The sequence below is a fragment of the Nonomuraea sp. NPDC049646 genome (genome assembly GCF_044465525.1).
GTDB lineage: Bacteria > Actinomycetota > Actinomycetes > Streptosporangiales > Streptosporangiaceae > Nonomuraea.
The window spans coordinates 484,166-504,897 of the sequence record NZ_JBITLU010000006.1; the positions used below are offsets into that span (position 1 = coordinate 484,166).

The following is a 20,732-nucleotide window of genomic DNA, read 5'->3' on the forward strand; positions in this document are numbered from 1 at the left end:
CGTCCCCGGGCAGGGTCCGGCCGCCGCGCATGAGTGCTTCCGGCGGTCAGCCGATGCGGTCGATGACCAGGGGCAGCAGCTCGCGCCCCGACTCGGCGACCTCGTAGCCGCCCGACAGCGCGTCCAGCGCCCGCTCGAACCTGGCGGTCTCGTCGGCGTGCAGCGTCATCAGCGGCTGGCCCTCGCGCACCAGGTCGCCGGGCTTGGCGTGCAGCACGATCCCGGCCCCGAACGACACCGGGTCCTCCTTGCGCGCCCGTCCGGCGCCGAGCCGCCAGGCGGCCAGCCCCACGGCGTACGCGTCGAGGTGGGCCAGCACGCCGGACGACGGCGCCGCGACCGTCATGGTCTCGGCCGCCCGCGGCAGGACCGCGTCGGGGTTGCCGCCCTGGGCGGAGATCATCCGCCGCCACGCGTCCATGGCCGAGCCGTCGCGCAGCGCGTCGGCCGGGTCCTTGCCGGAGACCCCGGCCGCCGCCAGCATCTCGCGCGCCAGCCGTACGGTCAGCTCGACCACGTCGGACGGCCCGCCGCCGGCCAGCACCTCGATCGACTCCTCGACCTCCAGCGCGTTGCCCACCGCGCGGCCGAGCGGCCGGTCCATGGCCGTCAGCAGGGCGACCGTGCGCACGCCCGCGTCGCTCCCGAGCGCGACCATGGTCTCGGCCAGCTCGCGGGCGCTCTCGGTCGTCTTCATGAACGCCCCGGAGCCCACCTTCACGTCGAGCACCAGCGAGCCGGTGCCCTCGGCGATCTTCTTCGACATGATCGACGAGGCGATCAGCGGGATCGACTCGACGGTGCCGGTGACGTCGCGCAGCGCGTAGAGCTTCTTGTCGGCCGGGGCCAGCCCGGAGCCCGCCGCGCAGACCACCGCGCCGGCCGTGCGCAGGACGTGCAGCATCTGCTCGTTGGAGAGCGAGGCCAGCCAGCCCGGCACGGACTCCAGCTTGTCCAGGGTGCCGCCGGTGTGCCCGAGCCCGCGCCCGGACAGCTGCGGCACGTACGCCCCGCACGCCGCCACCAGGGGCGCCAGCGGCAGCGTGATCTTGTCGCCGACGCCGCCCGTGGAGTGCTTGTCGGCCGTGGGCCGGTCGAGCATCGACCAGTCCATGCGTTCGCCCGACCGGATCATGGCCTGCGTCCAGTCGGCGATCTCGCGCCGGTTCATGCCGTTGAGCAGGATGGCCATGGCCAGGGCGGACATCTGCTCGTCGGCCACGTCACCGCGGGTGTAGGCGGCGATCACCCAGTCGATCTGGGCGGTGGTGAGCTCGCCGCCGTCGCGCTTGGCGCGGATGACCTCGATGGCGTCCATGGTCACGAGCTCCTGCTGAGGTCGTCGGGGCCGAACGCGTACGGCAGGATCTGCGCCATGCGCTTGGGGCCGTCGACGGTCTCGACCAGCAGGTCCTCACCGCCGAACTCGTACAGGAGCTGACGGCAGCGCCCGCACGGCATGAGCAGCTCGCCGTGGCCGTCGACGCAGGTGAAGGCCACCAGCCGGCCGCCGCCCGACATCTGCAGCGCCGAGACCAGCCCGCACTCGGCGCACAGGCCGAGCCCGTAGGAGGCGTTCTCGACGTTGCAGCCGGTGACGATCCGGCCGTCGTCGACGACCGCCGCCGCCCCCACCGGGAACTTGGAGTACGGCGCGTAGGCGTTGCGCATGGCCGTGGCGGCCTCGGCGCGCAGGCCGTCCCAATCGATGTTCAATGTTGATCCCCCCGACGGAAGCGTACGCCGTCGGCCTTGGGCATCCGCAGACGCTGCGAGGCGACCAGGAGCACGAGCAGCGTGAGCACGTGTGGCGTGATGAAGACGAACTCGCCCGGCAGCGTCTCCACGGTCCGCCAGAGCCAGAACAGCAGGAGCGCGCCGACCGCCGCGGCGGCGATCACGGTGTAGTCCTTGACGCCCCTGGCCACGATCTCGGCCGGCTGGCTCGGCGCGACCAGCCTGCGGATCTGCAGCGCGATGTAGACCACCAGCAGCAGCGCGCCGAACAGGAAGAACGTGGTGACCGCGTTGGCCTCGCCGGAGCTGCGCAGTTGCAGGCCGCTGGCGTAGCCGAACAGGGACGAGCCGGCCGCGAGCCCGCCGGGCCGCCAGTTGCCGAAGATCATGGCCGCCAGGCCGATGAAGCCGCGTCCCTGTGTCTGGCCCTCGACGTACTTGTTGGAGACGAAGACCAGGAACACGCCGCCGAGCCCGGCGAACGCGCCGGAGACGACGACCGCGAGGTACTTGATCCGGTAGACGTTCACGCCCAGCGACTCGGCCGCCCACGGGTTCTCCCCCGCCGACCGCAGCCGCAGCCCGAACGACGTGCGCCACAGCACCAGGTACGTCACCGGCAGCAGCAGCACGGCCAGGATGATCAGCGCGTTCACGTCGTGGGTGAGCCCGCGCAGGATGCCGGCCAGGTCGGAGAGCAGGAACCAGTGGGTGCTCTCCAGCTTGCCGAGCAGGTCGGGGCCGTCCGACAGCACGGGCAGGCTCACCTCGGGCGCACCCGAGCTGATCGCCGGCGAGGTGGTGATGCCGGCGCCCTTCGCGCTGGCCGAGGTGCCCTCGCCGTAGAGGACCTCGGACAGGAAGCGGGTGATGCCGGGGCCGAGCAGGTTGATGGCGACGCCGCTGATGATGTGGTCGACGCCGAACGTGACGGTCGCGATGGCGTGGATCAGCCCGCCGAGCGCGCCGCCGAGCAGCCCGGCTACCAGCGCGGCCACGGCGCCCCACTGGTATCCGGCCCAGCCGGCGAACCAGGTGCCGAGCACCATCATGCCTTCGAGGCCGATGTTGACCACGCCGGCCCGCTCGGCCCACAGGCCGCCGAGACCGGCCAGGCCGATCGGCACCGCGAGCAGCAGCGCCGCGTTGAACGTGCCGGAGGAGGTCAGGTCGTCCTGGCCGGAGATGATCCGCACCAGCGACAGCAGCAGGATGAGCGCGGCGACGCCGAGCAGCGCCACATGGTATTTGCCGACCCTGCTCATGCTGCCACCTCAACCGGTCTGTTCGTGTCGAGCTGCCGGGCGGCCCGCTGCTCCTCAAGCCGCATGGCGATGCGGTTGGTCACCTCGTTCGCGATGACCACCAGCAGGACGATGACGCCCTGGATGATCGTGATGACCGACGACGGCACGTCCGCGATCTGCAGCGCGCCCTGCGCCCGGTCGAGGAAGGCGAACAGCAGCGCGGCGATCGCGATGCCGACGGGCTTGTTCCTGCCCAGCAGCGCCACCGCGATGCCGAGGAAGCCGAGGCCGGCGGTGAAGTTGGAGTTGAAGGCGCCCTTGTCGCCGAGGATCTCGGGCAGGCCGATGAGCCCCGCGATCGCGCCGGACAGCACCATGGCCGCGATGACCATCTTCTTCGGGTTGACGCCCGAGGCGAAGGCGGCCGGCCCGTTGAGCCCGCTGGCCTTGACGTTGAAGCCGAAGCGGGTGCGCTCCAGCACGACCCAGACCACCAGGCCGAGCACGACGGCCACGAGCAGGAAGCCCCACACGCCGCCGCCGCGGGTGGGCGCCAGCAGCCCGAACCAGTCGAAGACGAAGTTCAGGTTGGGGAACATGGCCGACTCGGGGAGCTGCGGCGTGGTCGTGGTGAGCTGGCCGGCGGCCCGCTCGCCCGTGAACGGCCCGCGGACCAGGTAGGAGGAGAGAGCGATCGCGACGTAGTTGAGCATGATCGTGGAGATCACCTCGTTCACGCCGCGGGTCACCTTCATCACCGCGGGGATCAGCGCGTACGCGCCGCCGACGACGGCCGCGACGACGATGATCACCAGGATCTGGATCGGCTTCGGCGCGGTGAACGTCGAGCCGACGAAGGCCGCGCAGATGGCCGCGATGCGGTACTGGCCCTCGACGCCGATGTTGAACAGGTTCATGCGGAAGCCGACGGCCACCGCCAGACCCGCGATGAACAGCGGCACCGCCCGGTTGAGGAACGCCGCGATGCCGTTGGACACCGACCGCTCGGTCTCGCCGAAGTTGAAGAAGGCGGCGAACGCGTCGATCGGGCTGGCGCCCGCCGCGGTGATCGCCACGCTGGAGATCGCGATCGCCAGGACGATGGCGACGACGGCGCCTGCGACGGTGAGCAGCGCCCGGTTGAGCCCGGCGGGCATCACGTCTCCTCAGTGCCGGCGATGGCGCCGGTCATGTAGCCGCCAAGCCGCTCGGGCGTGACGTCGGAAGGATCGAGTTCGGCCACGAGCCGGCCGCGCAGGATGACCCTGATCGTGTCGGACAGGCCGATCAGCTCGTCGAGGTCGGCCGAGATCAGCAGCACGGCCAGGCCGGCGGCCCGCGCGTTGCGCAGGTGGTCCCAGATGGCGGCCTGGGCGCCGACGTCCACGCCGCGGGTGGGGTGAGCGGCGATGAGGAACGAGGGCTCGCCGCTCATCTCGCGTCCGACGATCAGCTTCTGCTGGTTGCCGCCGGACAGGGCCAGGGCCAGGGTGTCCACGCTGGGGGTGCGCACGTCGTACTCCTTGACGATGCGCTCGGTGTCGGCCTTGGAGGCGCGGCGGTCGACCCAGATGCCGCTGCGCGCCGGTGGCCTGGTCTGGTGGCCGAGCACCCGGTTCTCCCACAGGGACGCCTCCAGCAGCAGGCCCTGCCGGTGGCGGTCCTCGGGGATGTAGCCGATGCCGGCCTCCCTGCGCTTCAGCGTGGACCAGGCGCTGATGTCCACGCCGCCGAGGGTGATCGTGCCGTGGGCGGGACGCATGCCCATGATCGCCTCGATCAGCTCGGACTGCCCGTTGCCCTCGACGCCGGCGATGCCCAGGATCTGGCCCGCGTGGATGTCGAAGGAGACGTCGTCGAGGATCAGGCGCTTGCCCTCTTCGCGCAGCTTGTCGACGTACAGGTCGACGGAGGTGCCCCGGGGGACGGGACGGAAGCCGTCGGCCTCCATCGTCAGCCGCGACACGCTCAGCGTGACGCTCTCGCGCACGGTGGACTCGCGGGTCTCCGGCGTGGGCAGCTCGCTGCCGACCATCAGCTCGGCGAGCCGGCGGGCGGTCACCTCGGCGGGGTTGACGCTGGCGACGGTGGTGCCGCGGCGGATCACGGTGATCGCGTCGGCGATGTTGAGCACCTCGTCGAGCTTGTGCGAGATGAAGATGACGGTCAGGCCCTCGGCCTTGAGCTCGCGCAGGTTCTCGAACAGCTCCTCGACCTCCTGCGGCACGAGGACCGCCGTCGGCTCGTCGAGGATGAGGATGCGGGCGCCGCGGTAGAGGACCTTGAGGATCTCCACCCGCTGGCGGTCGCCGACGCCGAGGTCCTCCACCAGCGCGTCGGGGTCGACGCGCAGGCCGTGGCTGCTGGCCAGCTCGGCGATGCGGGCCCGCGCCCTGCCGGTGTCGAGCACGCCGGCCCTGGTGGGCTCGGCGCCGAGGACGATGTTCTCCAGCACGGTGAAGTTGTCGGCCAGCATGAAGTGCTGGTGGACCATGCCGATGCCGACGTCGATGGCGTCGCTGGGGGTGCGGAAGCTGACCTCCCGGCCGTTGACCCTGATCGTGCCTTCGTCCGGCTTCTGCATGCCGTAGAGGATCTTCATCAGGGTCGACTTGCCCGCGCCGTTCTCCCCGACGATCGCGTGGACCGTGCCGGGTTCGACGGTGATGCGGATGTCGTGGTTGGCGACGACGCCGGGGAAACGCTTGGTGATGCCCTCCAGCTCTACGGCGGGCTGCACCGCGGCGAGGGTGTCCGAGCTCATTTCGCCTCTCCTAGAGCATGGGGGGCGGACGGGGCGGATAGCCAGAAGGCCCGAAGTGGGGACTCCGGGCCCTCGGTCGTCCGTTCCTACCCAGATTACGGCTTGGACGGAACCGTGATTTTGCCGTCGACGATGTCCTTCTTGGCAGCGTCGAGCTTGTCCTTGATGTCGTCGATCTCGCCACCGGTGGTGGACAGGCCCACACCGTCGACCTTGAGGTCGTAGACGGTGTTGCTGCCGCCCTTGGCGCCGCCCTGGAAGGCCTTGACGAACTCGAAGACGCCGACGTCCACGCGCTTGAGCATCGAGGTCATGATGACCGACTGGAGGTCGGTCTCCTTGACCGTCTGGCGCTGGTCGGAGTCGACGCCGATGGCCTTCTTCTTGGCCGCGGCCGCCGCCTGGAACACGCCGAGGCCGGAGTCGCCGGCGGCGTGGTAGACGATGTCCGCGCCGTCCTGGTACATCTTCTCGGCCGCGACCTTGCCCTTGTCGGGGGCCTTGAAGCCGGAGAAGTCACCGTCGGGGGTGAGGTACTTGATGTCGATCTTGATGTCCGACTTGACGGACTTGGCGCCCATCACGAAGCCCGCCTGGAACTTCTTGATCAGGTCGTTCTCGACGCCGCCCACGAAGCCGACGTGGCCGGCCTTCGACTTGGTCGCGGCCGCGACGCCCGCCAGGTAGGAGCCCTGCTCCTCGGCGAACAGCAGGCCGGTCACGTTCGGGCCGTTGGAGGCCGAGTCGACGACGGCGAACTGCACGTCGGGGTACTCGGCGGCGGTCTTCTTGATGTCGTCGCCGTAGGCGAAGCCGACACCGATGATGGGGTTGTAGCCCGCGTCCGCGAGCTGGCGCAGCAGGTCGCCGCGGTTGGAGCCGTCAGCGGCCGGGCTGAGCTCCTTGATGTCGGCGTTCAGCTCCGTCTTGGCCTTCTCCAGGCCGGCGTAGGCGGCGTCGTTGAACGACTTGTCGCCACGGCCGCCGACGTCGAACGCCAGGCCGACCTTCAGGCCGCCCTTGGGGGCCTCGCTGCTCGCGCCGGAGCTCGGCTGCGTGCTCGCCGAAGTGCCGCCACCATCGCCGCCGCCGCAGGCCGCGGCCGACATGAGCATGACGCCGGCTACCGAGCCGACGGCAATCCTGCTGAATCGCTTGCCGAGCAAGGCGACTCCTTCCATTTCCTCGCCGTCGAACTTCATCGCAGGCGCGAAGAAACGTACGGCACCTGCACGGAAGATAGTTGCTTGACCAGGGCAGACCAAACCGGCACACAGGGTCGCAACCGCTCCGTTATCGACATCAAGCGCGTCCGTGACCTGAATCTGGGTTCAGGCACTTGGGACGGCACCCGGAAAGTTTTGCCCAAGTTTGGTATGGAAGGGCCCCTTGCCGAGCGGTCGATCATGGCAGAGATTCCGATCAACGGTGGAAATTTCGTATCGGAGCCCCGTATGCAGCCTTGGAAGACACTGGCCGTCCCGCTGGTCGCCATTCTCGCCGTGACCTTGGGCGGACCCGCCCCGGCGACGGCCGCCACCCCTGCCCTCAAGATCGAGAACAACGCCACCCAGCCCGTCTTCTCCCGCGCCGACGCCGTCAAGCAGACGGTCTTCGTCGAGGTGGCCGGGACCGACAGCGACGACGACGGGCAGCCCGACCGCGTCGCCATGGACATCCTGCGCCCCAAGGAGACCGACCAGGGCCTCAAGGTCCCGGTGATCATGGAGGCCAGCCCCTACTACGCCCCCGGCAACGACGTGCCCAACCACCCGGTGGACGTCGACGCGAACGGCAACCCGCTGCCCACCCTGAAGTCCCCGTCGAACAAGCTCGCCCCCGAGCCCTTCGACGGCTACTACGACAACTACTTCGTGCCCCGCGGCTACGCCATCGCCCTGGTGGAGAACGTCGGCAGCGCCCGCGCCACCGGCTGCCCGTCCTCCGGCGACCGGAACGAGACCGCCGGCCCGAAGGCCGCCATCGACTGGCTGAACGGCCGCGCCCGCGGCTTCGACGCCGCCGGCAACGAGGTCAGCGCCACCTGGTCCACCGGCAAGGTCGGCATGATCGGCGTCTCCTACAACGGCACGCTGCCCAACGCCGTCGCCTCGACCGGCGTCGAGGGCCTGAAGACGATCGTGCCGATCGCCGCCATCTCCAGCTGGTACGACTACTACCGGGCCAACGGCGGCGTCCTGGCCCCCGGCGGCTACCAGGGCGAGGACCTCGACGTCCTGGCCAAGTTCGTGCTGACCAGGGACAGGGGCTTCGAGGTCTGCGGCGCCAGGATGGACGCGCTGACCGCGGGCCAGGACCGGATCACCGGCGACTACGGCCCCCTCTGGGACGCCCGCAACTACCTCAACGACGTGGACAAGGTGAAGGCCAGCGTCTTCCTCGTGCACGGGCTCAACGACTGGAACGTCAAGACCAAGCAGTTCGCCCAATGGTGGTACGCCCTGGCCGAGCGGCACGTGCCGCGCAAGATCTGGCTGCACCAGGGCACCCACATGAACCCCTTCAACCTGCGCACCGCCGAGTGGCTGCGCCAGTTGCACGGCTGGTTCGACTACTGGCTCCAGGGCATCGACTCGGGCATCATGCGCGAGCCGCAGGCCGACGTGGAGATCGGCGTCGGCGAGTGGCAGCAGCACGCCTCCTGGCCGCTGCCCGGGGCCACCACGGTCGCGCTGCACCCGGCCGCCGGCGAACGTCTCGGCCTGCTGCCCCGGCCGCTGTCGCGCGCGGAGTCCTTCGTGGACCAGAGCGCGCGGACGGCCGAGCAACTGGTGGAGGCGACCGGGCCGGACCCGAACCGGCTGGCGTACCGGACCGGCGAGCTGCCCGCCGACGTGCGCATCTCCGGCACCCCGACGGTCTCGGTACGGGCCTCGTTCAAGGACGGCGCCTCGCCGTACCTGACGGCGTTGCTGGTGGACTACGGCACCGACGTGCGCCCGGACGGCACCCTGCTGTCGACCGGCCAGACCTACTGCTACGGCGAGGGCGTCCCGGGTGACACGGGCTGCACGACGCTGCGGCGGCTGGGCACGGCGACGACCGCGTACAAGATCGTCTCCAGGGGGTGGCTGGACGTGCGCAACCGCCACCGCGCCGACCGCACCGAACCGCTGCGCCCCGGCAAGGAGTACACCTTCACCTGGGACTTCCAGCCCAAGGACTACCTGTTCAAGAAGGGCCACCGGCTGGGCCTGGTGATCATCTCGACCGACCGCGACTACACCCTGCGCTATCCGGCGGGCACCCGGGTCACCGTGTCGCCGGGGCACTCGTCCCTGCGGCTGCCGGTGGTGTTCGGCCGGCTCGCCTGAACCGCCGACGGCCCGCCGCGCGACGCGGCGGGCCGTTCGCTGCGGCGCTCAGGCCATGGCGTTGCTGATGGAGTCGATCGGGCCGACGTCCCACAGCGCGGTCAGCGCGGTGGCGGCCATCACCCGCACGCCCATCGCGATCGCCTTCTCGTCGACGTCGAAGGTGCCCTGGTGGATGTCGTACGTGACGCCGTCGGGCGAGCGCGTGCCCAGCCGGGCGAAGGCGCCGGGGATCGACTCCAGGTACCAGGCGAAGTCCTCGCCGCCGAGCGACTGCTGGGTGGGCACCACCGCGCCGGCGCCGAGCGCCCGCTCGGCCGCCTCGGCCAGCATCTCGACGCTGACCTCGTCGTTGACGACCGGCGGCACGCCGCGCGTGTAGTCCATCACGGCCTCGACGCCGTACGCGCCGGCGACGGACTCCAGCAGGGCCTTGATCAGGTCGGGGGCGGCGTGCCAGGCGTTCTCGTCGAGGCAGCGGATCGTGCCCTCGGCGATGCCGTCGTCGGGGATCGCGTTGGCCGCCGAGCCCGCCTCGACCCGGCCCCAGACGAGGCTGAGCGAGGAGCGCGGGTCGATCCGGCGGGACAGCGCGGCGGGCAGCTCGGTGAGGATCTTGGCCAGGGCGAAGACCAGGTCGGCCGTCAGGTGGGGACGGGCGGTGTGGCCGCCGGGGCCGGAGACCCTGACGACGATCTTGTCGCAGGCCGACGTGATCGGGCCGCTCCGCAGGCCGAGCTGGCCGACGTCGACGCGCGGGTCGCAGTGGAGGCCGAAGATGCGGTCGACGCCGCTGATGCCGCCGTGGGCCATGACCTCAAGGGCGCCGCCGGGCAGCTCCTCGGCGGGCTGGAAGATCAGCCGGACCCGGCCGGGCAGCAGCCCCGCCGCGGCCTGCTGGGCCAGGAAGAGCGCGGTGCCGAGCAGGACGGTGGTGTGCACGTCGTGACCGCAGGCGTGGCACGCGCCGGGGACGGTGGAGCGGTAGGGCACGTCCTTCTCGTCCTGGAGCGGCAGCGCGTCGATGTCGGCCCGCAGCGCGACCGTGGGCCCGTCGCCGCTGCCCACGTCGCAGATGAGGCCGGTGCCGCGCGGCAGCACCGACGGCGTCAGCCCCGCGGCGGTCAGCCGGTCGGCGATGCGCTGGGTCGTGCGGTATTCGGCGAAGGCGAGCTCAGGATGCATGTGAAGGTCGCGACGGAACGCCACCAGCTCCTGCTCGATCTCCGCCAGGAACGCGTCCAGCTCTCCCCGCAGCTCACGTCCCCGCATATGTCACCATCCATCCCGTCGAGGCCGCGCGTCCCACGCACGGACGGCGGCTCATGACGCTCTCGAAAAATTCCATCCTGCGGCAGCCACCTGGTTGAGGCGGCCGCTCGGCGAAAGAAAGCCACACCCGTAGGTTTCGGTGCGAGATCGTCAGCACGGGCTTCGCGTTCATCGGTCGCAGCAGCCCGGGTGCACGGCGGTAAGCCGTGAGCCCGGTGGCGATGCTTCTGACTTTATCGCTCCCGTGCGCCTTCGCGCCGACAGATACACCAAAAGTTGGCCGACGGCATGCCCGTAACCGCAGGTGGTCACGTTCCGCACATGCCTGCCTGATCCGGAAAATAGTCACAAGGGATCATTAGATGGTGACCCGATGTCGCCACTTCCAAACGTGCTCACCGATTTCGAATCCTGTCACCTTCTGTCATGGTCATGACACTTTGGCGCTTGCTGCATTTGTGAAGAATGCGTGTTTCACTCGCTATATGATCACTAATATCCCGTTCGGGGAGAAGTATGCCGGGTTGAGCATCTTCGAGCCGAGCGAGGGGACCCTGGTGGTCGTACCCTCGCTCTCCCTGCCGCAGGACGAGCTGCGCCGCATCACGGCAGCCCGGTCGTACGAGGAGCGCCTGCTCTTCCTCCTCCTGACGCTCCGGGAACCCGGGGTCAAGGTGATCTACCTCTCCTCCGCGCCGATCGATCCCGACATCATCGACTACTACCTCGGCTTCCTCCCCGACCCGGACGACGCCGCCAAGCGCCTGGAGCTCATCAGTCTCGACGAGCCCTGGTCGCAACCCCTCACCCGGACGCTGCTGCGCCGACCCGACGTCCTCGAACGGTTACGGTCGGCGATCGACGCCGACGCCTGGCTGGTGCCGTTCGTCCTCAGCGAGACCGAGGAGGAGCTGGCCGCGTCACTCAACGTCCCCATCTACGGCCCCGCCACCGCGCTGGCCTACTACGGCTCCAAGAGCGGCGCCCGCGAGGTCGGGCACGAGGCCGGCGTGCCCATGGCGCGCGGTTTCGGCGACGTGCACAGCATCATCGCGATCGACGAGGCCATCGACTCGCTGCCGGGCGAGCGGGTGATCGTCAAGCTCAACGACGGCTACTCCGGCCTCGGCAACGCCATCGTCGACAAGGCCGACCGCTCGCTGACCCGATTTTCGGCGGCCGGGGAGACCTGGACGAGCTTCACGACGAAGATCAGGGAGCGCGGCGCGGTGGTGGAGGAGTTCATCGAACATCGCCCGCTCTACTACCCGAGCGCCCTGGCCCGAATCACGCCAGGCGGGCACGCGGCCGTCCTGGCCACCCACGACCAGGTGCTCGGCGGCCCCAACAACGACGTCTACCAGGGCTGCACGTTCCCCGCCGCCCCCGAGTACCGGCACGAGGTGGGCGAGTCGGCCGGGCGCATCGCCGCCATCCTGGCCGAGCGGGGCGTGGTCGGCCTGTTCGGCATGGACTTCTTCGCCCTCAAGGCCGACGCCGGGTACGCCGCGCTGCTGTGCGAGATCAACCTGCGCATCGGCGGCACGACGCACCCGTACGGCGCGGTGGTGCTGACGACCGGCGCCAGGTACGACCCGGCCACCGGCCTGCTCATGGCCGGGGACCAGCCGAAGTACTACACCGCGACCGACAACTGCTCCTCCTCCTGCCTGCGTGGCCGCACGCCGGGCGAGGTCATGCGCACCGCCCGGCGGCTCGGGATCGGCTTCGACGCCGACCGGCGCACGGGCAACGTCTTCCACCTGCTCGGCGCCATCCCCGAGTACGGCAAGCTTGGCTTCACCTCCATCGGCGACTCGCGCGAGGAGGCCGACGAGCTGCACGCGCTCACCCGCCGCCTTCTCTGCGACGCCTGATCCCCGCCTCCCGCAGTCCGCGCCACCCGATCACCGCCAGCACCGCACCGAGGATCACGTTGACCCCGATCAGGATCCCGTGCACGACGTAGAAGCCGGTGGGATGCCCGTCGGCCAAGTTAAACCCGAGGTTGATCCACTCGACGATCATGAACACGCCGAGGATGACGAGGAAACCGGCGATCTTTGGTGACATGGTCATCTCTCCAGTATCGAAGGCGGATCATCCGGGGAATGTGTCGCCACATGGGCATTCACACGGAGCTACGCTGAGACCGCCATGTGGACGAAATTTGTGCCGGTTACGGCACTTCTCGCCGCGGTCACGCTCACGAGCGGGACCGCATCCGCCGCCCCGGCGACACCCGTCGGCGGTGACGCGCTGGGAAGCCGTGGGCTGGTGCAACCCCAAGGCGTCAAGGCGCCTCCCAAGAGCAAGGCTACTTCCTACGTCATCGCGGACGTGGAGACGGGTCAGGTGCTCGCCGCGAAGGACGCGCACGGCCGCTACCTGCCGGCGAGCACGCTCAAGACGCTCACGGCGCTGACGCTGCTGCCGAAGCTGGACAAGAACCGCAGGGTCCGGCCGAGCCAGAACGCCTGCAACCAGGAGGGCACGGCGGTCGGGCTGACGCCCAAGATGACGTACAAGGTCGACGACCTGTTCCGGGCGCTGATGATGTCGTCCGGCAACGACGCGGCCATGGCCCTGGCCGAGACGAACGGCGGCGTGGCCCAGACCATGCGCGACATGAACGCCGAGGCCAGGCGGCTCCAGGCGTACGACACGGTGGCCAAGACGCCGAGCGGCCTCGACAAACCCGGGCAGAGCAGCTCGGCGTACGACTTGGCGCTCATCGCCCGCGCCGGCCTCGCAAACCCCGATTTCCGGCGATATATCAGTACAAAGACGGCCAAGTTTCCGGCGCCCAAGGACTACTACGAGATCAGCAACCACAACAAGCTGCTCTGGCGCTACCAGGGCATGATCGGCGTCAAGAACGGCTGGACGTCCAAGGCGCAGGGCAGCTTCGTCGGCGCGGCCACCCGCGGCGGCCACACGATCCTCGTCACGATCATGCGGCACGAGGGCTACTTCTGGGACGAGGTGGCCAAGCTGCTCGACTGGGGCTTCACGGTCAGGGGCAAGGCGACCCCCGTCGGGCAGCTCGTCGAGCCGGTGCCCGACCAGGTGCGGGCCGCGCCGCAGGCGTCGGCGCCGGGGTCGAGGGTGACGCCGGCCGCCCAGCCGCCGCTGCTGGACACGGCGGCCTCCAAGCAGACCGACTCCACCCGGACGGTCGGCTCGGCCGTCATCGGCGGCGGCCTGCTGTTCGGGCTGGTCTGGCTCGGCTTCGGCATCCGCCGCAAGCGCAACAGGTCCCGCCTCTGACCCCAGGCGTCGCGTCGGGGCCCGGTCAGGGCTCCGAGGTCGGGTGCGGGGTCGTGCCCCTGCACTCGGGGCCGGCCGCCTGGTCCGGGTCGGCCGCCGGCACCTCCAGCGGATCGCCGAGCGACGGGATCGGCGACGGGGACGGCGGCGGGCACAACCCCGTGGTGGACGTCCACGCGGCGGCCAGCAGCACGAGCCTGGCCGAGAAGTTCATCCACACCAGCAACCCCACGATGGCGGCGAACGCGCCGTAGACGGGGTTGCTGAGCGTGGTGCTGAGCAGCAGGCTCGCCACCTGCTTGAGCAGCCCGAACCCGATCGCGCCGAGCAGCGCGCCCCTGACGATGACCTTGAACGGCTCGGCAGGCTTGGCAACCCAGCCGAGCAGGATCACGAACAGCACCCAGTCGGCCACGACGCTCGCCAGCACCACGAAGATCCGGAACCCCTCGGTGCTGAGCAGCGAGTTGTCGCCGAAGACGTGGTCGAGCACCTTGTCCGTGACCGTGGTCGCGGCCCCGGACACCAGCGTGGAGACGACCAGCGTCGCCCCGAGCAGGATGACCGAGATCAGGTCGCGCAGCTTGCCCAGGAAGAAGTTCGGGGGCGGCACCGTGGTCATCGACATCTCGCGCAGCGCCGCGCGCAGCGCGTCCATCGCGCCGAGCCCGGCGTACAGGAGGCCGAGGAGGCCGATGATGCCCGCCGTCGTCCTGGCGCCGGCGATCTGCTCCAGGTTGAGGTCGGCCGCCATGCCGGGGAGCCGTTCGGTGATGGCGGTCTCCAGCGCCTCCCTGGTCGCGCTGCTGGCGTCGAGGGTGAAGCCGAGCACCGCGTACCCGAGCGCGAGCAGCGGGAAGAAGGACAGGAACGAGAAGTAGGTGACCGAGCCGGCCAGCCGGTCGCCGCCCTGGAGCTGGTAGCGGCGCACGGCCCTGACCAGGTGGTCGATCCACAGCCTGCGGACCCGCCAGTGGTCGAGCGTCGTCCGGCCCCAGGCGCGCAGCGACGCGATCCGCTCGTTCAGACTCGTCATCACGCCCTCACCCCCCGCCGGAGGCGGACGATCACCTCGTCACGGCGTCGGCCGATTCTGCCAGTGACGCGAGGACCGCCGCCAGATCCTGATGGAGCATCTGCCCATCTCGCTTGACGACACGCCCGCCGACCAGCACGGTTTCCACGACGCCGGGGTCGGCGTTGAGCACGACGGCGGCGATCGGGTCGTGCGCCGCCGCCATGCCGAGGGTGTCGGTGCGCAGCAGTTGCAGGTCGGCCTGCTTGCCCGGCCGCAGCGAGCCGACGACGTCGCCCAGGCCCACCACCTCGGCCCCCTCGACGGTGGCCATGCGCAGCACGTCGCGGGTGGTGAAGCCAGTGCCGCCGCCGTCCGGCCGGCCGCGCTCCAGCAGGTACGCCGCCCGCATCAGGCTGAACATGTCGCCCGGCGCGCAGCTCACCGTGTCGATGCCGAGCCCGGTCGGGGCGCCCGCCGCCCTGGCCCGCCCGCTGACCGGGTAGCCGAGGCCGAGCGTCATCTCGTCGACCGGCGAGACCGACACGTTGCCGCCGCCGGCCGCGACGCGCTTGAGGTCGTCGTCGGTGTAGCTGTTGGCGTGCACGAACGTGGTCCGCGGCCCGAGCAGGCCGTTCGCCTCCAGGAACGCCAGGCCGCGGGCGGCCTGGTCCGGGCCGCCGACGCCCATGTGCACGGTGACCGGCAGGTCGAGCTCGCGGGCCAGCCGCCATTCGGCCAGCGCGTGTTCCTCCGCCACGATCTCCGGCCCGAGCGCGGCGACGACCATGGTGACCAGGCCGCCGCCCGCGCCGAAGTGCTCCTCGTACACCCTCAGGCCCTCGCGGACGAGCCCGCCCGGCTCGCCCCCGTGGCACCAGCCGAGCACGGCCCTGATCCCCGACTCGCGCAGCGCCCGCACGGTGGCCTCGGTGTGGGCGGGCGAGAGCTGGATGTGGGACCAGTCGAGCAAGGTGGTGATGCCGGTGTCGAGGCACTCCAGCGCGCCGGCGAGGTTGCCCGCGTAGACGTCGGCCGGGCGGTGGGCGGGGGCCAGCTCGCCGAGCACGCGGCTCAGGTAGCCGTCGAAGGCGACGTCGGGGGCGACCGCCCTGATGCCGGCCTGCCAGGTGTGCCGGTGGGTGTCGACGAACCCGGGCAGCACGATCCGCCCGGTCGCGTCGATCACCTCGGCGCCCGGGACGTCGGGCAGGCCGGGGCCCACCTCGGCGAGCACGCCGTCCTCGACGCGCACGTCGACCTGGCCGAGCACCACGGGCTCTGGCTCGGTGTCGATCACGGTGCCGTTCTTGATCAGTAGCGTCGTTGTCATGGCGAAAAGCTTAATGAGAAGCTTTTCAGAAAGCAATCTGCCGATGGGTATTCTCGATGGCGTGAAACCGGATGAGATCGACGCGATGGTGCCGCGCTGGGTGGAGTCCGGGCTGTCGTCGTCGCTGATCGCCGGTCTGGAGCTGAGCAAGCGCCTGTCCAGGCTGCACCTGGTCTTCGAGCAGGCGATCAAGGCGGAGCTGGCAGAGCTGGGGCTGACCTACGCCGAGTTCGACGTGCTGGCCGCGCTCGCCCGTACGCCCGCGCCGCACCGGATGAAGCCGAGCGAGCTGTCCAAGGCGCTGCTGCTCACCTCGGGGGGCACCAGCAACGTGCTCCAGCGGCTGACCGCGGCGGGCTACGTCGAGCGGGAGGCCAACGCGGGCGACGCGCGCAGCCGGTGGGTGCAGCTCACGGCCGAGGGGCATCGGGTGGCCCTGGCGGCCCTCGACGCCTCCTCGCGGGCGCACGAGGAGGTGCTGGCCGGGGTGCCGGAGCAGGACGTCAGAGCCGCCGCCGACGCCCTGCGCGAGGTGCTCGCCCCCGTCGGCCGCCGCCGCTTCCGCTGACCCGCCGCCCCGCTCTCGCCGGCCACTGCCGCTTCCGCCGGCCCGCAGACCCGCCCAGCGCGCCCGCCGGACGCGGCCGTCAGGTCGCGCGCAGGGCGTCAGGTCGCGCGCAGGGCGTGGCGGTCGGCCCAGGAGCGGATCGCCGCCGCGATGGCCTCCGGCTGGTCCTCCGGGGCGTGGTGACCGGCCGGGCCCAGGTGCTCGATCTCCAGGGCCGAGATCGTGCGGGCGCACCAGTCGAGCACCTCGCCCTGGATCAGCAGGGTCGGCGAGGAGTCGAAGGTGAGCAGCAGCTTGGGCACCTCGTCGCTGTTCGCCAGCCACTTGTCGTAGCGCTCGACGGCCTCGGCCACGTCGGCCGGGTCGCCGTCGAGCGGGATCGAGCGCGCCCACTGCAGCAGCGGCCGGCGGCTCTCCCTGGTCGCGTACGCCTCCAGGTACGGCCGCAGCTCCTCCTCGCTCAGCGGGTTCAGCACCCCGCCCGTGTACGCCGTCCGCACCAGGAAGTCGTCGTCGAGCACCAGCCGCTCCCCCGCCTCGCTCCTGATCAGCTCGCTGCGGGCACGCGGGCCCTCGCCCAGCTCGCTCCAGCTCATCGGCCGCACGATGGTCTCGAAGAAGGCCACCCCGCGGACCCGGTCCGGATGCCGCGCCGCCCAGTCGAAGGCCAGCGCGCCGCCCCAGTCGTGGCCGACCAGCACGACGTCCTCCAGGCCGAGCCGGTCGAACCAGGCGTCGAGGTAGCGGGCGTGGTCGGTGAAACGGTAGGCGAGGTCGGGCCGTCCCGAGCGGCCCATGCCGATCAGGTCGGGCGCGAGCAACCGGCCGGGCCCCACCCCGGGCAGCACGTTGCGCCACAGGTGGGAGGAGTTGGGGTTGCCGTGCAGGAAGACGATCGGCACGCCCTCCCCCCGGTCCTCGTAGTACATGGTCGAGTCCAGCACCTCGGCGACAGGCATGACACGTCTCTTTCGTTCGTAGCACTAACGTTTATGTCACTAACGAACTTACATCGTTAGTGCGACTAACGCAACGGGATAGGATCACCGGCATGAGCCACGACATGTCCGACGCCTCCGACCGGGCCGCCCCCGCCCGCCTGCGCGGCCTGCCGAGCCGGCTGCTGGCCCACGTCGCGATGCAGGCCGACCGGCTGGTCAGCGACCGGCTCGCGGGCGCCGACGCGCGCAAGTGGCACTACGCGGTGCTGGTCGCGCTGCGCGAGTCCGGCCCGGCCAGCCAGGCCGAGCTGAGCCGGCTCACCGGCATCTACCGCAGCGACATGGTCGCGCTGCTCAACGAGCTGGCCGAGCGCGGCCTCGTCGAGCGCGCGCCCGACCCCGCCGACCGCCGGCGCAACGTCATCTCCATGACCGAGCTCGGCCGCGACCGGCTCACCCGGCTCGACGGGCTGGTGGACGACGTCCAGGACGAGCTGCTCGCGCCCCTGACCGGCCCCGAGCGCGACCAGCTCGTCGGGCTGCTCGGACGGCTGCGCGACCACCACTCCCGATCGCCTCAATGTTGGGCAAAGACTGGTAAAAGCCGAGGCGTGGGAGCTTGCCGACATACCTCCTGACCAGGGGGAACGCATGGCAGGGCCGCTCCGGTGACCCTAGCCTGTGCTGTGTCGGGACCGAGCCAGGAGGCGTCACCCCCATGACCGAAATCAGCACCGGGCAGATGGTGCGGCTCCAGCGCGAACGAAGGGGCATGAGCACGACCGCGCTGGCGACCCAGTCCGGCTGCACCACCCGGCACATCGAGCTGATCGAACACGGCAAGCGCACCCCGTCGCTGCCCCTTCTCCGCGAGATCGCCAAGGTCCTCGGCGTACGGACCGCCGTGCTCCTGGGCGAGACCCCCCGCGACTCCCACGAGCCCAGCAGGCCGCAGATCCGCGACATCGAGCGCGCCCTGTTCGCCTGCCGCGCCGGCGAGCCCGACCTCGAACCGCCCGACGCCGAGCAGCTGACCGAACGCGTGGCGGCGGCGCGCAACGCCTGGTTCACCTCGGCCCGCCGGTACTCGATCCTGATGGCCGCGCTGCCCTCGCTGGTCTCCGACGCCGAGAGCCTGGCGGCCGAGCGCACCCCCGCGGCCTACCGGACGGCGACGGACGCGTACATGCTGGCCAGGGGGGTGCTCAAGCACCTGCAGCGGGTGGATCTCGCGCACCTGGCCGCCGACCGGGCCATGCGTTACGCCGAGGAGTCGGCCGACCCGCTGATGCTCGCCTGGGCCCACTGGAACCTCGGCCAGTCGATGCTCTCCGACGACATGCACCAGATCGCCCACGACGTGGCCCGGCGCGGCATCGAGATCCTCGACCCCCATGTGGCCGGCGGCGACGTACGGCACATCAAGGCCCTCGGCGCGCTGCACCTGCTGGCCGCCATCAGCGCGGCCAGGGGCGGCGACGACGAGCAGGCCAGGGAGACCGTGCGCGGCGTCGCCACCCGGCTCGCCGAGCGCGCCGACGACCACTCCGACGCCTACGACCTGGCCTTCTTCGGCCCCACCAACGTCGCCATCCACATGGCCAGCATCGAGAACGACACCGGCCGCCCCGAGGCCGTGCTGCGGCTGGCCGACGACATCGACATCCGCAGGACCCCGTCCATCGAGCGGCGCACCACGCATCTGTGCCACGTCGCCCGCGCCTGCGAAGACCTGGGCGACGACGCCGCGAGCCTGGTCTACCTGCTGCGGATCGAGCGCGAGAGCCCCGAGGAGCTCGACCACAAGCTGCTGCTGCGGGAGATGGTGCGCTCGCTGGTGCGCCGGGCGCGGCCGTCGTGGGCGCCGGAGGTGCGCTTCCTCGCCGAACGCCACAACATCGACGTGTGAGGCCGTCCACCGAACTCTGAGTTCGCTGCGGCCGAACCGGGAGATCTGTCGCCGCGGTTCGTCACCGAGCGGGTCCGGGGTGGCACTGTGCGTCCATGACCACAACGCCGAGTGCTGACGTCGTCATGGAACGCCTGCTGGAGGAGGCCATGCGCGAGTTCCCCGGCTGGGCGTTCAGCCGGGGGCGGTCGGGATGGACCGCCGTGTCGGGCGGTGTGCGGCTGACCGGCCGGAGCCTGGCCGCGCTCCGCGCCCGCCTGCGCGTACGGCCACTCGACCGGCGCCTGTGACGACCGGAGGAAGGGCGGCCGACCCGCCGCCCTTCCCGCGTCACAGCTTGGGCAGGAAGCCCACCCGGTCGCGGACCTCGGCCATCGTCCGGCGGGCGACGGCGGCCGCGCGCTCGGCGCCGACGGCCAGCAGGCGGTCGAGCTCGGCCTCGTCGGCCAGCAGCTTCTCCGTGCGCTCCCGGATCGGCGTGAACGTCTCCACGACCGCCTCGGCGACGTCCTTCTTGAACGTGCCGTAGCCCTGGCCCTCGTAGCGGGCGACCAGGTCGGGGATGGGCGTGCCGGTCAGCGCCGACTGGATGCGCAGCAGGTTGGAGATGCCCGGCTTGTTCTCCTCGTCGAACAGCACCTCCGAGCCCGTGTCGGTCACCGCGCGCATGACCTTCTTGCGCAGCGGCCCCGGCTGCTCCAGCACGTCGAGGATGCCCGCCGGGCTGGAGGACGACTTCGACATCTTCGCCGTCGGGTCCTGGAGGTCGGTGATCTTCTCGACCTCCTTGAGGATGAACGGGTCGGGCAGCGTGAACGTGTCGCCGAAGCGGTGGTTGAAGCGCTGGCCCAGGTCGCGGGTGAGCTCCAGGTGCTGCTTCTGGTCGGCCCCCACCGGGACGGCGTTGGCCTGGTAGAGCAGGATGTCGGCGGCCTGCAGGATCGGGTAGGTGAACAGCCCGACGCTGGCCGCGCTCTCGCCGAACTTGGCCGACTTGTCCTTGAACTGCGTCATCCGGGCAGCCTCGCCCATGCCGGTGAGGCAGATCAGGATCCAGGCGAGCTCGGTGTGCTCGCGCACGTGCGACTGCACGAAGACGGTCGAGCGCTCGGCGTCGAGGCCGGCGGCGAAGAGCTGCGCGGCGGCCACCCGGCTGCGCCTGCGCAGTGCGGCGGGCTCGGTCGGCACGGTGATCGCGTGCAGATCGACCACGCAGTAGAAGGCGTCGTGGGTCTCCTGCATGGTGACCCACTGACGGACCGCACCCAGGTAGTTGCCCAGGTGGAATGAGTCCGCGGTGGGCTGGATGCCGGAGAGAACACGAGGTCTGGCCATAGCAGG

19 protein-coding genes are annotated in these 20,732 nt (G+C 70.7%); 7 read left to right on the forward strand and 12 right to left on the reverse strand.

Features of this window, described 5'->3' with window-relative positions; all coding sequences use genetic code 11:
- Positions 1-46: 46 nt before the first annotated feature.
- The 6 genes from ACIBQ8_RS20790 to ACIBQ8_RS20815 form a co-directional block, all read right to left on the reverse strand.
- Positions 47-1,318, reverse strand: coding sequence for a thymidine phosphorylase (locus tag ACIBQ8_RS20790; RefSeq protein ID WP_397192733.1), 1,272 nt, complete (start codon positions 1,316-1,318; stop codon positions 47-49).
- 2 nt (positions 1,319-1,320) lie between these two features.
- Positions 1,321-1,716: a cytidine deaminase gene (locus ACIBQ8_RS20795; protein ID WP_364086124.1), complete on the reverse strand. Its 396-nt coding sequence runs from the start codon at positions 1,714-1,716 to the stop codon at positions 1,321-1,323.
- Positions 1,713-3,002 (reverse strand): ABC transporter permease, encoded by a 1,290-nt coding sequence (locus tag ACIBQ8_RS20800; RefSeq protein ID WP_397170482.1) that lies wholly within the window; start codon positions 3,000-3,002, stop codon positions 1,713-1,715. The genes ACIBQ8_RS20795 and ACIBQ8_RS20800 overlap by 4 nt, the downstream gene beginning before the upstream one ends.
- Complete coding sequence (locus ACIBQ8_RS20805; RefSeq protein ID WP_364338261.1) at positions 2,999-4,141, reverse strand: ABC transporter permease; 1,143 nt, start codon at positions 4,139-4,141, stop codon at positions 2,999-3,001. Before ACIBQ8_RS20805 ends, ACIBQ8_RS20800 begins: the two co-directional genes overlap by 4 nt.
- Positions 4,141-5,748 carry an ABC transporter ATP-binding protein gene (locus tag ACIBQ8_RS20810; RefSeq protein ID WP_397192734.1) on the reverse strand — a complete coding sequence of 536 codons (1,608 nt, stop codon included), beginning with the start codon at positions 5,746-5,748 and terminating at the stop codon, positions 4,141-4,143. Before ACIBQ8_RS20810 ends, ACIBQ8_RS20805 begins: the two co-directional genes overlap by 1 nt.
- 95 nt (positions 5,749-5,843) lie before the next feature.
- Entirely contained in the window at positions 5,844-6,914 is a 1,071-nt protein-coding gene (locus ACIBQ8_RS20815) for a BMP family protein (protein WP_397170486.1), read from the reverse strand.
- A gap of 288 nt (positions 6,915-7,202) precedes the next feature.
- On the opposite strand from ACIBQ8_RS20815, the gene ACIBQ8_RS20820 reads away from it, so the two are divergent.
- Positions 7,203-9,083, forward strand: a complete 1,881-nt coding sequence (locus ACIBQ8_RS20820) for a Xaa-Pro dipeptidyl-peptidase (protein ID WP_397192735.1) — start codon at positions 7,203-7,205, stop codon at positions 9,081-9,083.
- A gap of 48 nt (positions 9,084-9,131) precedes the next feature.
- Here ACIBQ8_RS20820 and ACIBQ8_RS20825 read toward each other — a convergent pair whose 3' ends face one another.
- Entirely contained in the window at positions 9,132-10,355 is a 1,224-nt protein-coding gene (locus tag ACIBQ8_RS20825) for a M20 family metallopeptidase (RefSeq protein WP_397170489.1), read from the reverse strand.
- Between the two features lie 485 nt (positions 10,356-10,840).
- On the opposite strand from ACIBQ8_RS20825, the gene ACIBQ8_RS20830 reads away from it, so the two are divergent.
- Positions 10,841-12,232, forward strand: a complete 1,392-nt coding sequence (locus ACIBQ8_RS20830; RefSeq protein ID WP_397170490.1) for a peptide ligase PGM1-related protein — start codon at positions 10,841-10,843, stop codon at positions 12,230-12,232.
- On the opposite strand, the gene ACIBQ8_RS20835 is transcribed toward ACIBQ8_RS20830, so the two are convergent.
- Entirely contained in the window at positions 12,204-12,434 is a 231-nt protein-coding gene (locus tag ACIBQ8_RS20835; protein WP_352326812.1) for an SCO4848 family membrane protein, read from the reverse strand. The two genes, ACIBQ8_RS20830 and ACIBQ8_RS20835, sit on opposite strands and share 29 nt — an antisense overlap.
- A 198-nt stretch (positions 12,435-12,632) precedes the next feature.
- On the opposite strand from ACIBQ8_RS20835, the gene ACIBQ8_RS20840 reads away from it, so the two are divergent.
- On the forward strand, positions 12,633-13,625 hold the full coding sequence (locus ACIBQ8_RS20840; protein ID WP_397170492.1) for a D-alanyl-D-alanine carboxypeptidase family protein: 993 nt from the start codon (positions 12,633-12,635) through the stop codon (positions 13,623-13,625).
- A 25-nt stretch (positions 13,626-13,650) separates the two neighbouring features.
- Here ACIBQ8_RS20840 and ACIBQ8_RS20845 read toward each other — a convergent pair whose 3' ends face one another.
- Together ACIBQ8_RS20845 and ACIBQ8_RS20850 are read right to left on the reverse strand one after the other, a co-directional pair.
- Positions 13,651-14,661 (reverse strand): YihY/virulence factor BrkB family protein, encoded by a 1,011-nt coding sequence (locus ACIBQ8_RS20845; RefSeq protein ID WP_397192736.1) that lies wholly within the window; start codon positions 14,659-14,661, stop codon positions 13,651-13,653.
- Between the two features lie 31 nt (positions 14,662-14,692).
- On the reverse strand, positions 14,693-15,973 hold the full coding sequence (locus ACIBQ8_RS20850; RefSeq protein ID WP_397192737.1) for an amidohydrolase family protein: 1,281 nt from the start codon (positions 15,971-15,973) through the stop codon (positions 14,693-14,695).
- Between the two features lie 61 nt (positions 15,974-16,034).
- On the opposite strand from ACIBQ8_RS20850, the gene ACIBQ8_RS20855 reads away from it, so the two are divergent.
- Positions 16,035-16,541: a MarR family winged helix-turn-helix transcriptional regulator gene (locus ACIBQ8_RS20855; protein WP_397170497.1), complete on the forward strand. Its 507-nt coding sequence runs from the start codon at positions 16,035-16,037 to the stop codon at positions 16,539-16,541.
- Positions 16,542-16,639: 98 nt separating this feature from the next.
- On the opposite strand, the gene ACIBQ8_RS20860 is transcribed toward ACIBQ8_RS20855, so the two are convergent.
- Positions 16,640-17,500, reverse strand: a complete 861-nt coding sequence (locus tag ACIBQ8_RS20860) for a haloalkane dehalogenase (protein ID WP_397192738.1) — start codon at positions 17,498-17,500, stop codon at positions 16,640-16,642.
- Positions 17,501-17,592: 92 nt separating this feature from the next.
- Between ACIBQ8_RS20860 and ACIBQ8_RS20865 the strand changes: the two genes are divergently transcribed.
- The 3 genes from ACIBQ8_RS20865 (at position 17,593) to ACIBQ8_RS20875 (ending at position 19,681) form a co-directional block, all read left to right on the forward strand.
- Positions 17,593-18,120 (forward strand): MarR family winged helix-turn-helix transcriptional regulator, encoded by a 528-nt coding sequence (locus tag ACIBQ8_RS20865; protein WP_397192739.1) that lies wholly within the window; start codon positions 17,593-17,595, stop codon positions 18,118-18,120.
- Between the two features lie 80 nt (positions 18,121-18,200).
- A complete protein-coding gene (locus tag ACIBQ8_RS20870) occupies positions 18,201-19,391 on the forward strand; it encodes a helix-turn-helix domain-containing protein (protein WP_397170502.1) in 1,191 nt (396 codons plus the stop codon).
- 95 nt (positions 19,392-19,486) lie between these two features.
- On the forward strand, positions 19,487-19,681 hold the full coding sequence (locus ACIBQ8_RS20875) for a hypothetical protein (RefSeq protein WP_352362042.1): 195 nt from the start codon (positions 19,487-19,489) through the stop codon (positions 19,679-19,681).
- A 40-nt stretch (positions 19,682-19,721) separates the two neighbouring features.
- Here ACIBQ8_RS20875 and trpS read toward each other — a convergent pair whose 3' ends face one another.
- On the reverse strand, positions 19,722-20,726 hold the full coding sequence (trpS, locus tag ACIBQ8_RS20880) for a tryptophan--tRNA ligase (protein WP_397170504.1): 1,005 nt from the start codon (positions 20,724-20,726) through the stop codon (positions 19,722-19,724).
- Positions 20,727-20,732: the final 6 nt, after the last annotated feature.

Bases quoted from the DNA above. Each gene is read 5' to 3' on its own strand.
- ACIBQ8_RS20790 (WP_397192733.1), bottom strand. From the start codon at position 1,318: ATGGACGCCATCGAGGTCATCCGCGCCAAGCGCGACGGCGGCGAGCTC.
- ACIBQ8_RS20830 (WP_397170490.1), top strand. From the start codon at position 10,841: ATGATCACTAATATCCCGTTCGGGGAGAAGTATGCCGGGTTGAGCATC.
- ACIBQ8_RS20805 (WP_364338261.1), bottom strand. From the start codon at position 4,141: ATGCCCGCCGGGCTCAACCGGGCGCTGCTCACCGTCGCAGGCGCCGTC.
- trpS (WP_397170504.1), bottom strand. From the start codon at position 20,726: ATGGCCAGACCTCGTGTTCTCTCCGGCATCCAGCCCACCGCGGACTCA.
- ACIBQ8_RS20810 (WP_397192734.1), bottom strand. From the start codon at position 5,748: ATGAGCTCGGACACCCTCGCCGCGGTGCAGCCCGCCGTAGAGCTGGAG.
- ACIBQ8_RS20870 (WP_397170502.1), top strand. From the start codon at position 18,201: ATGACCGAAATCAGCACCGGGCAGATGGTGCGGCTCCAGCGCGAACGA.
- ACIBQ8_RS20845 (WP_397192736.1), bottom strand. From the start codon at position 14,661: ATGACGAGTCTGAACGAGCGGATCGCGTCGCTGCGCGCCTGGGGCCGG.
- ACIBQ8_RS20835 (WP_352326812.1), bottom strand. From the start codon at position 12,434: ATGACCATGTCACCAAAGATCGCCGGTTTCCTCGTCATCCTCGGCGTG.
- ACIBQ8_RS20820 (WP_397192735.1), top strand. From the start codon at position 7,203: ATGCAGCCTTGGAAGACACTGGCCGTCCCGCTGGTCGCCATTCTCGCC.
- ACIBQ8_RS20875 (WP_352362042.1), top strand. From the start codon at position 19,487: ATGACCACAACGCCGAGTGCTGACGTCGTCATGGAACGCCTGCTGGAG.
- ACIBQ8_RS20850 (WP_397192737.1), bottom strand. From the start codon at position 15,973: ATGACAACGACGCTACTGATCAAGAACGGCACCGTGATCGACACCGAG.
- ACIBQ8_RS20800 (WP_397170482.1), bottom strand. From the start codon at position 3,002: ATGAGCAGGGTCGGCAAATACCATGTGGCGCTGCTCGGCGTCGCCGCG.
- ACIBQ8_RS20860 (WP_397192738.1), bottom strand. From the start codon at position 17,500: ATGCCTGTCGCCGAGGTGCTGGACTCGACCATGTACTACGAGGACCGG.
- ACIBQ8_RS20865 (WP_397192739.1), top strand. From the start codon at position 17,593: ATGAGCCACGACATGTCCGACGCCTCCGACCGGGCCGCCCCCGCCCGC.
- ACIBQ8_RS20825 (WP_397170489.1), bottom strand. From the start codon at position 10,355: ATGCGGGGACGTGAGCTGCGGGGAGAGCTGGACGCGTTCCTGGCGGAG.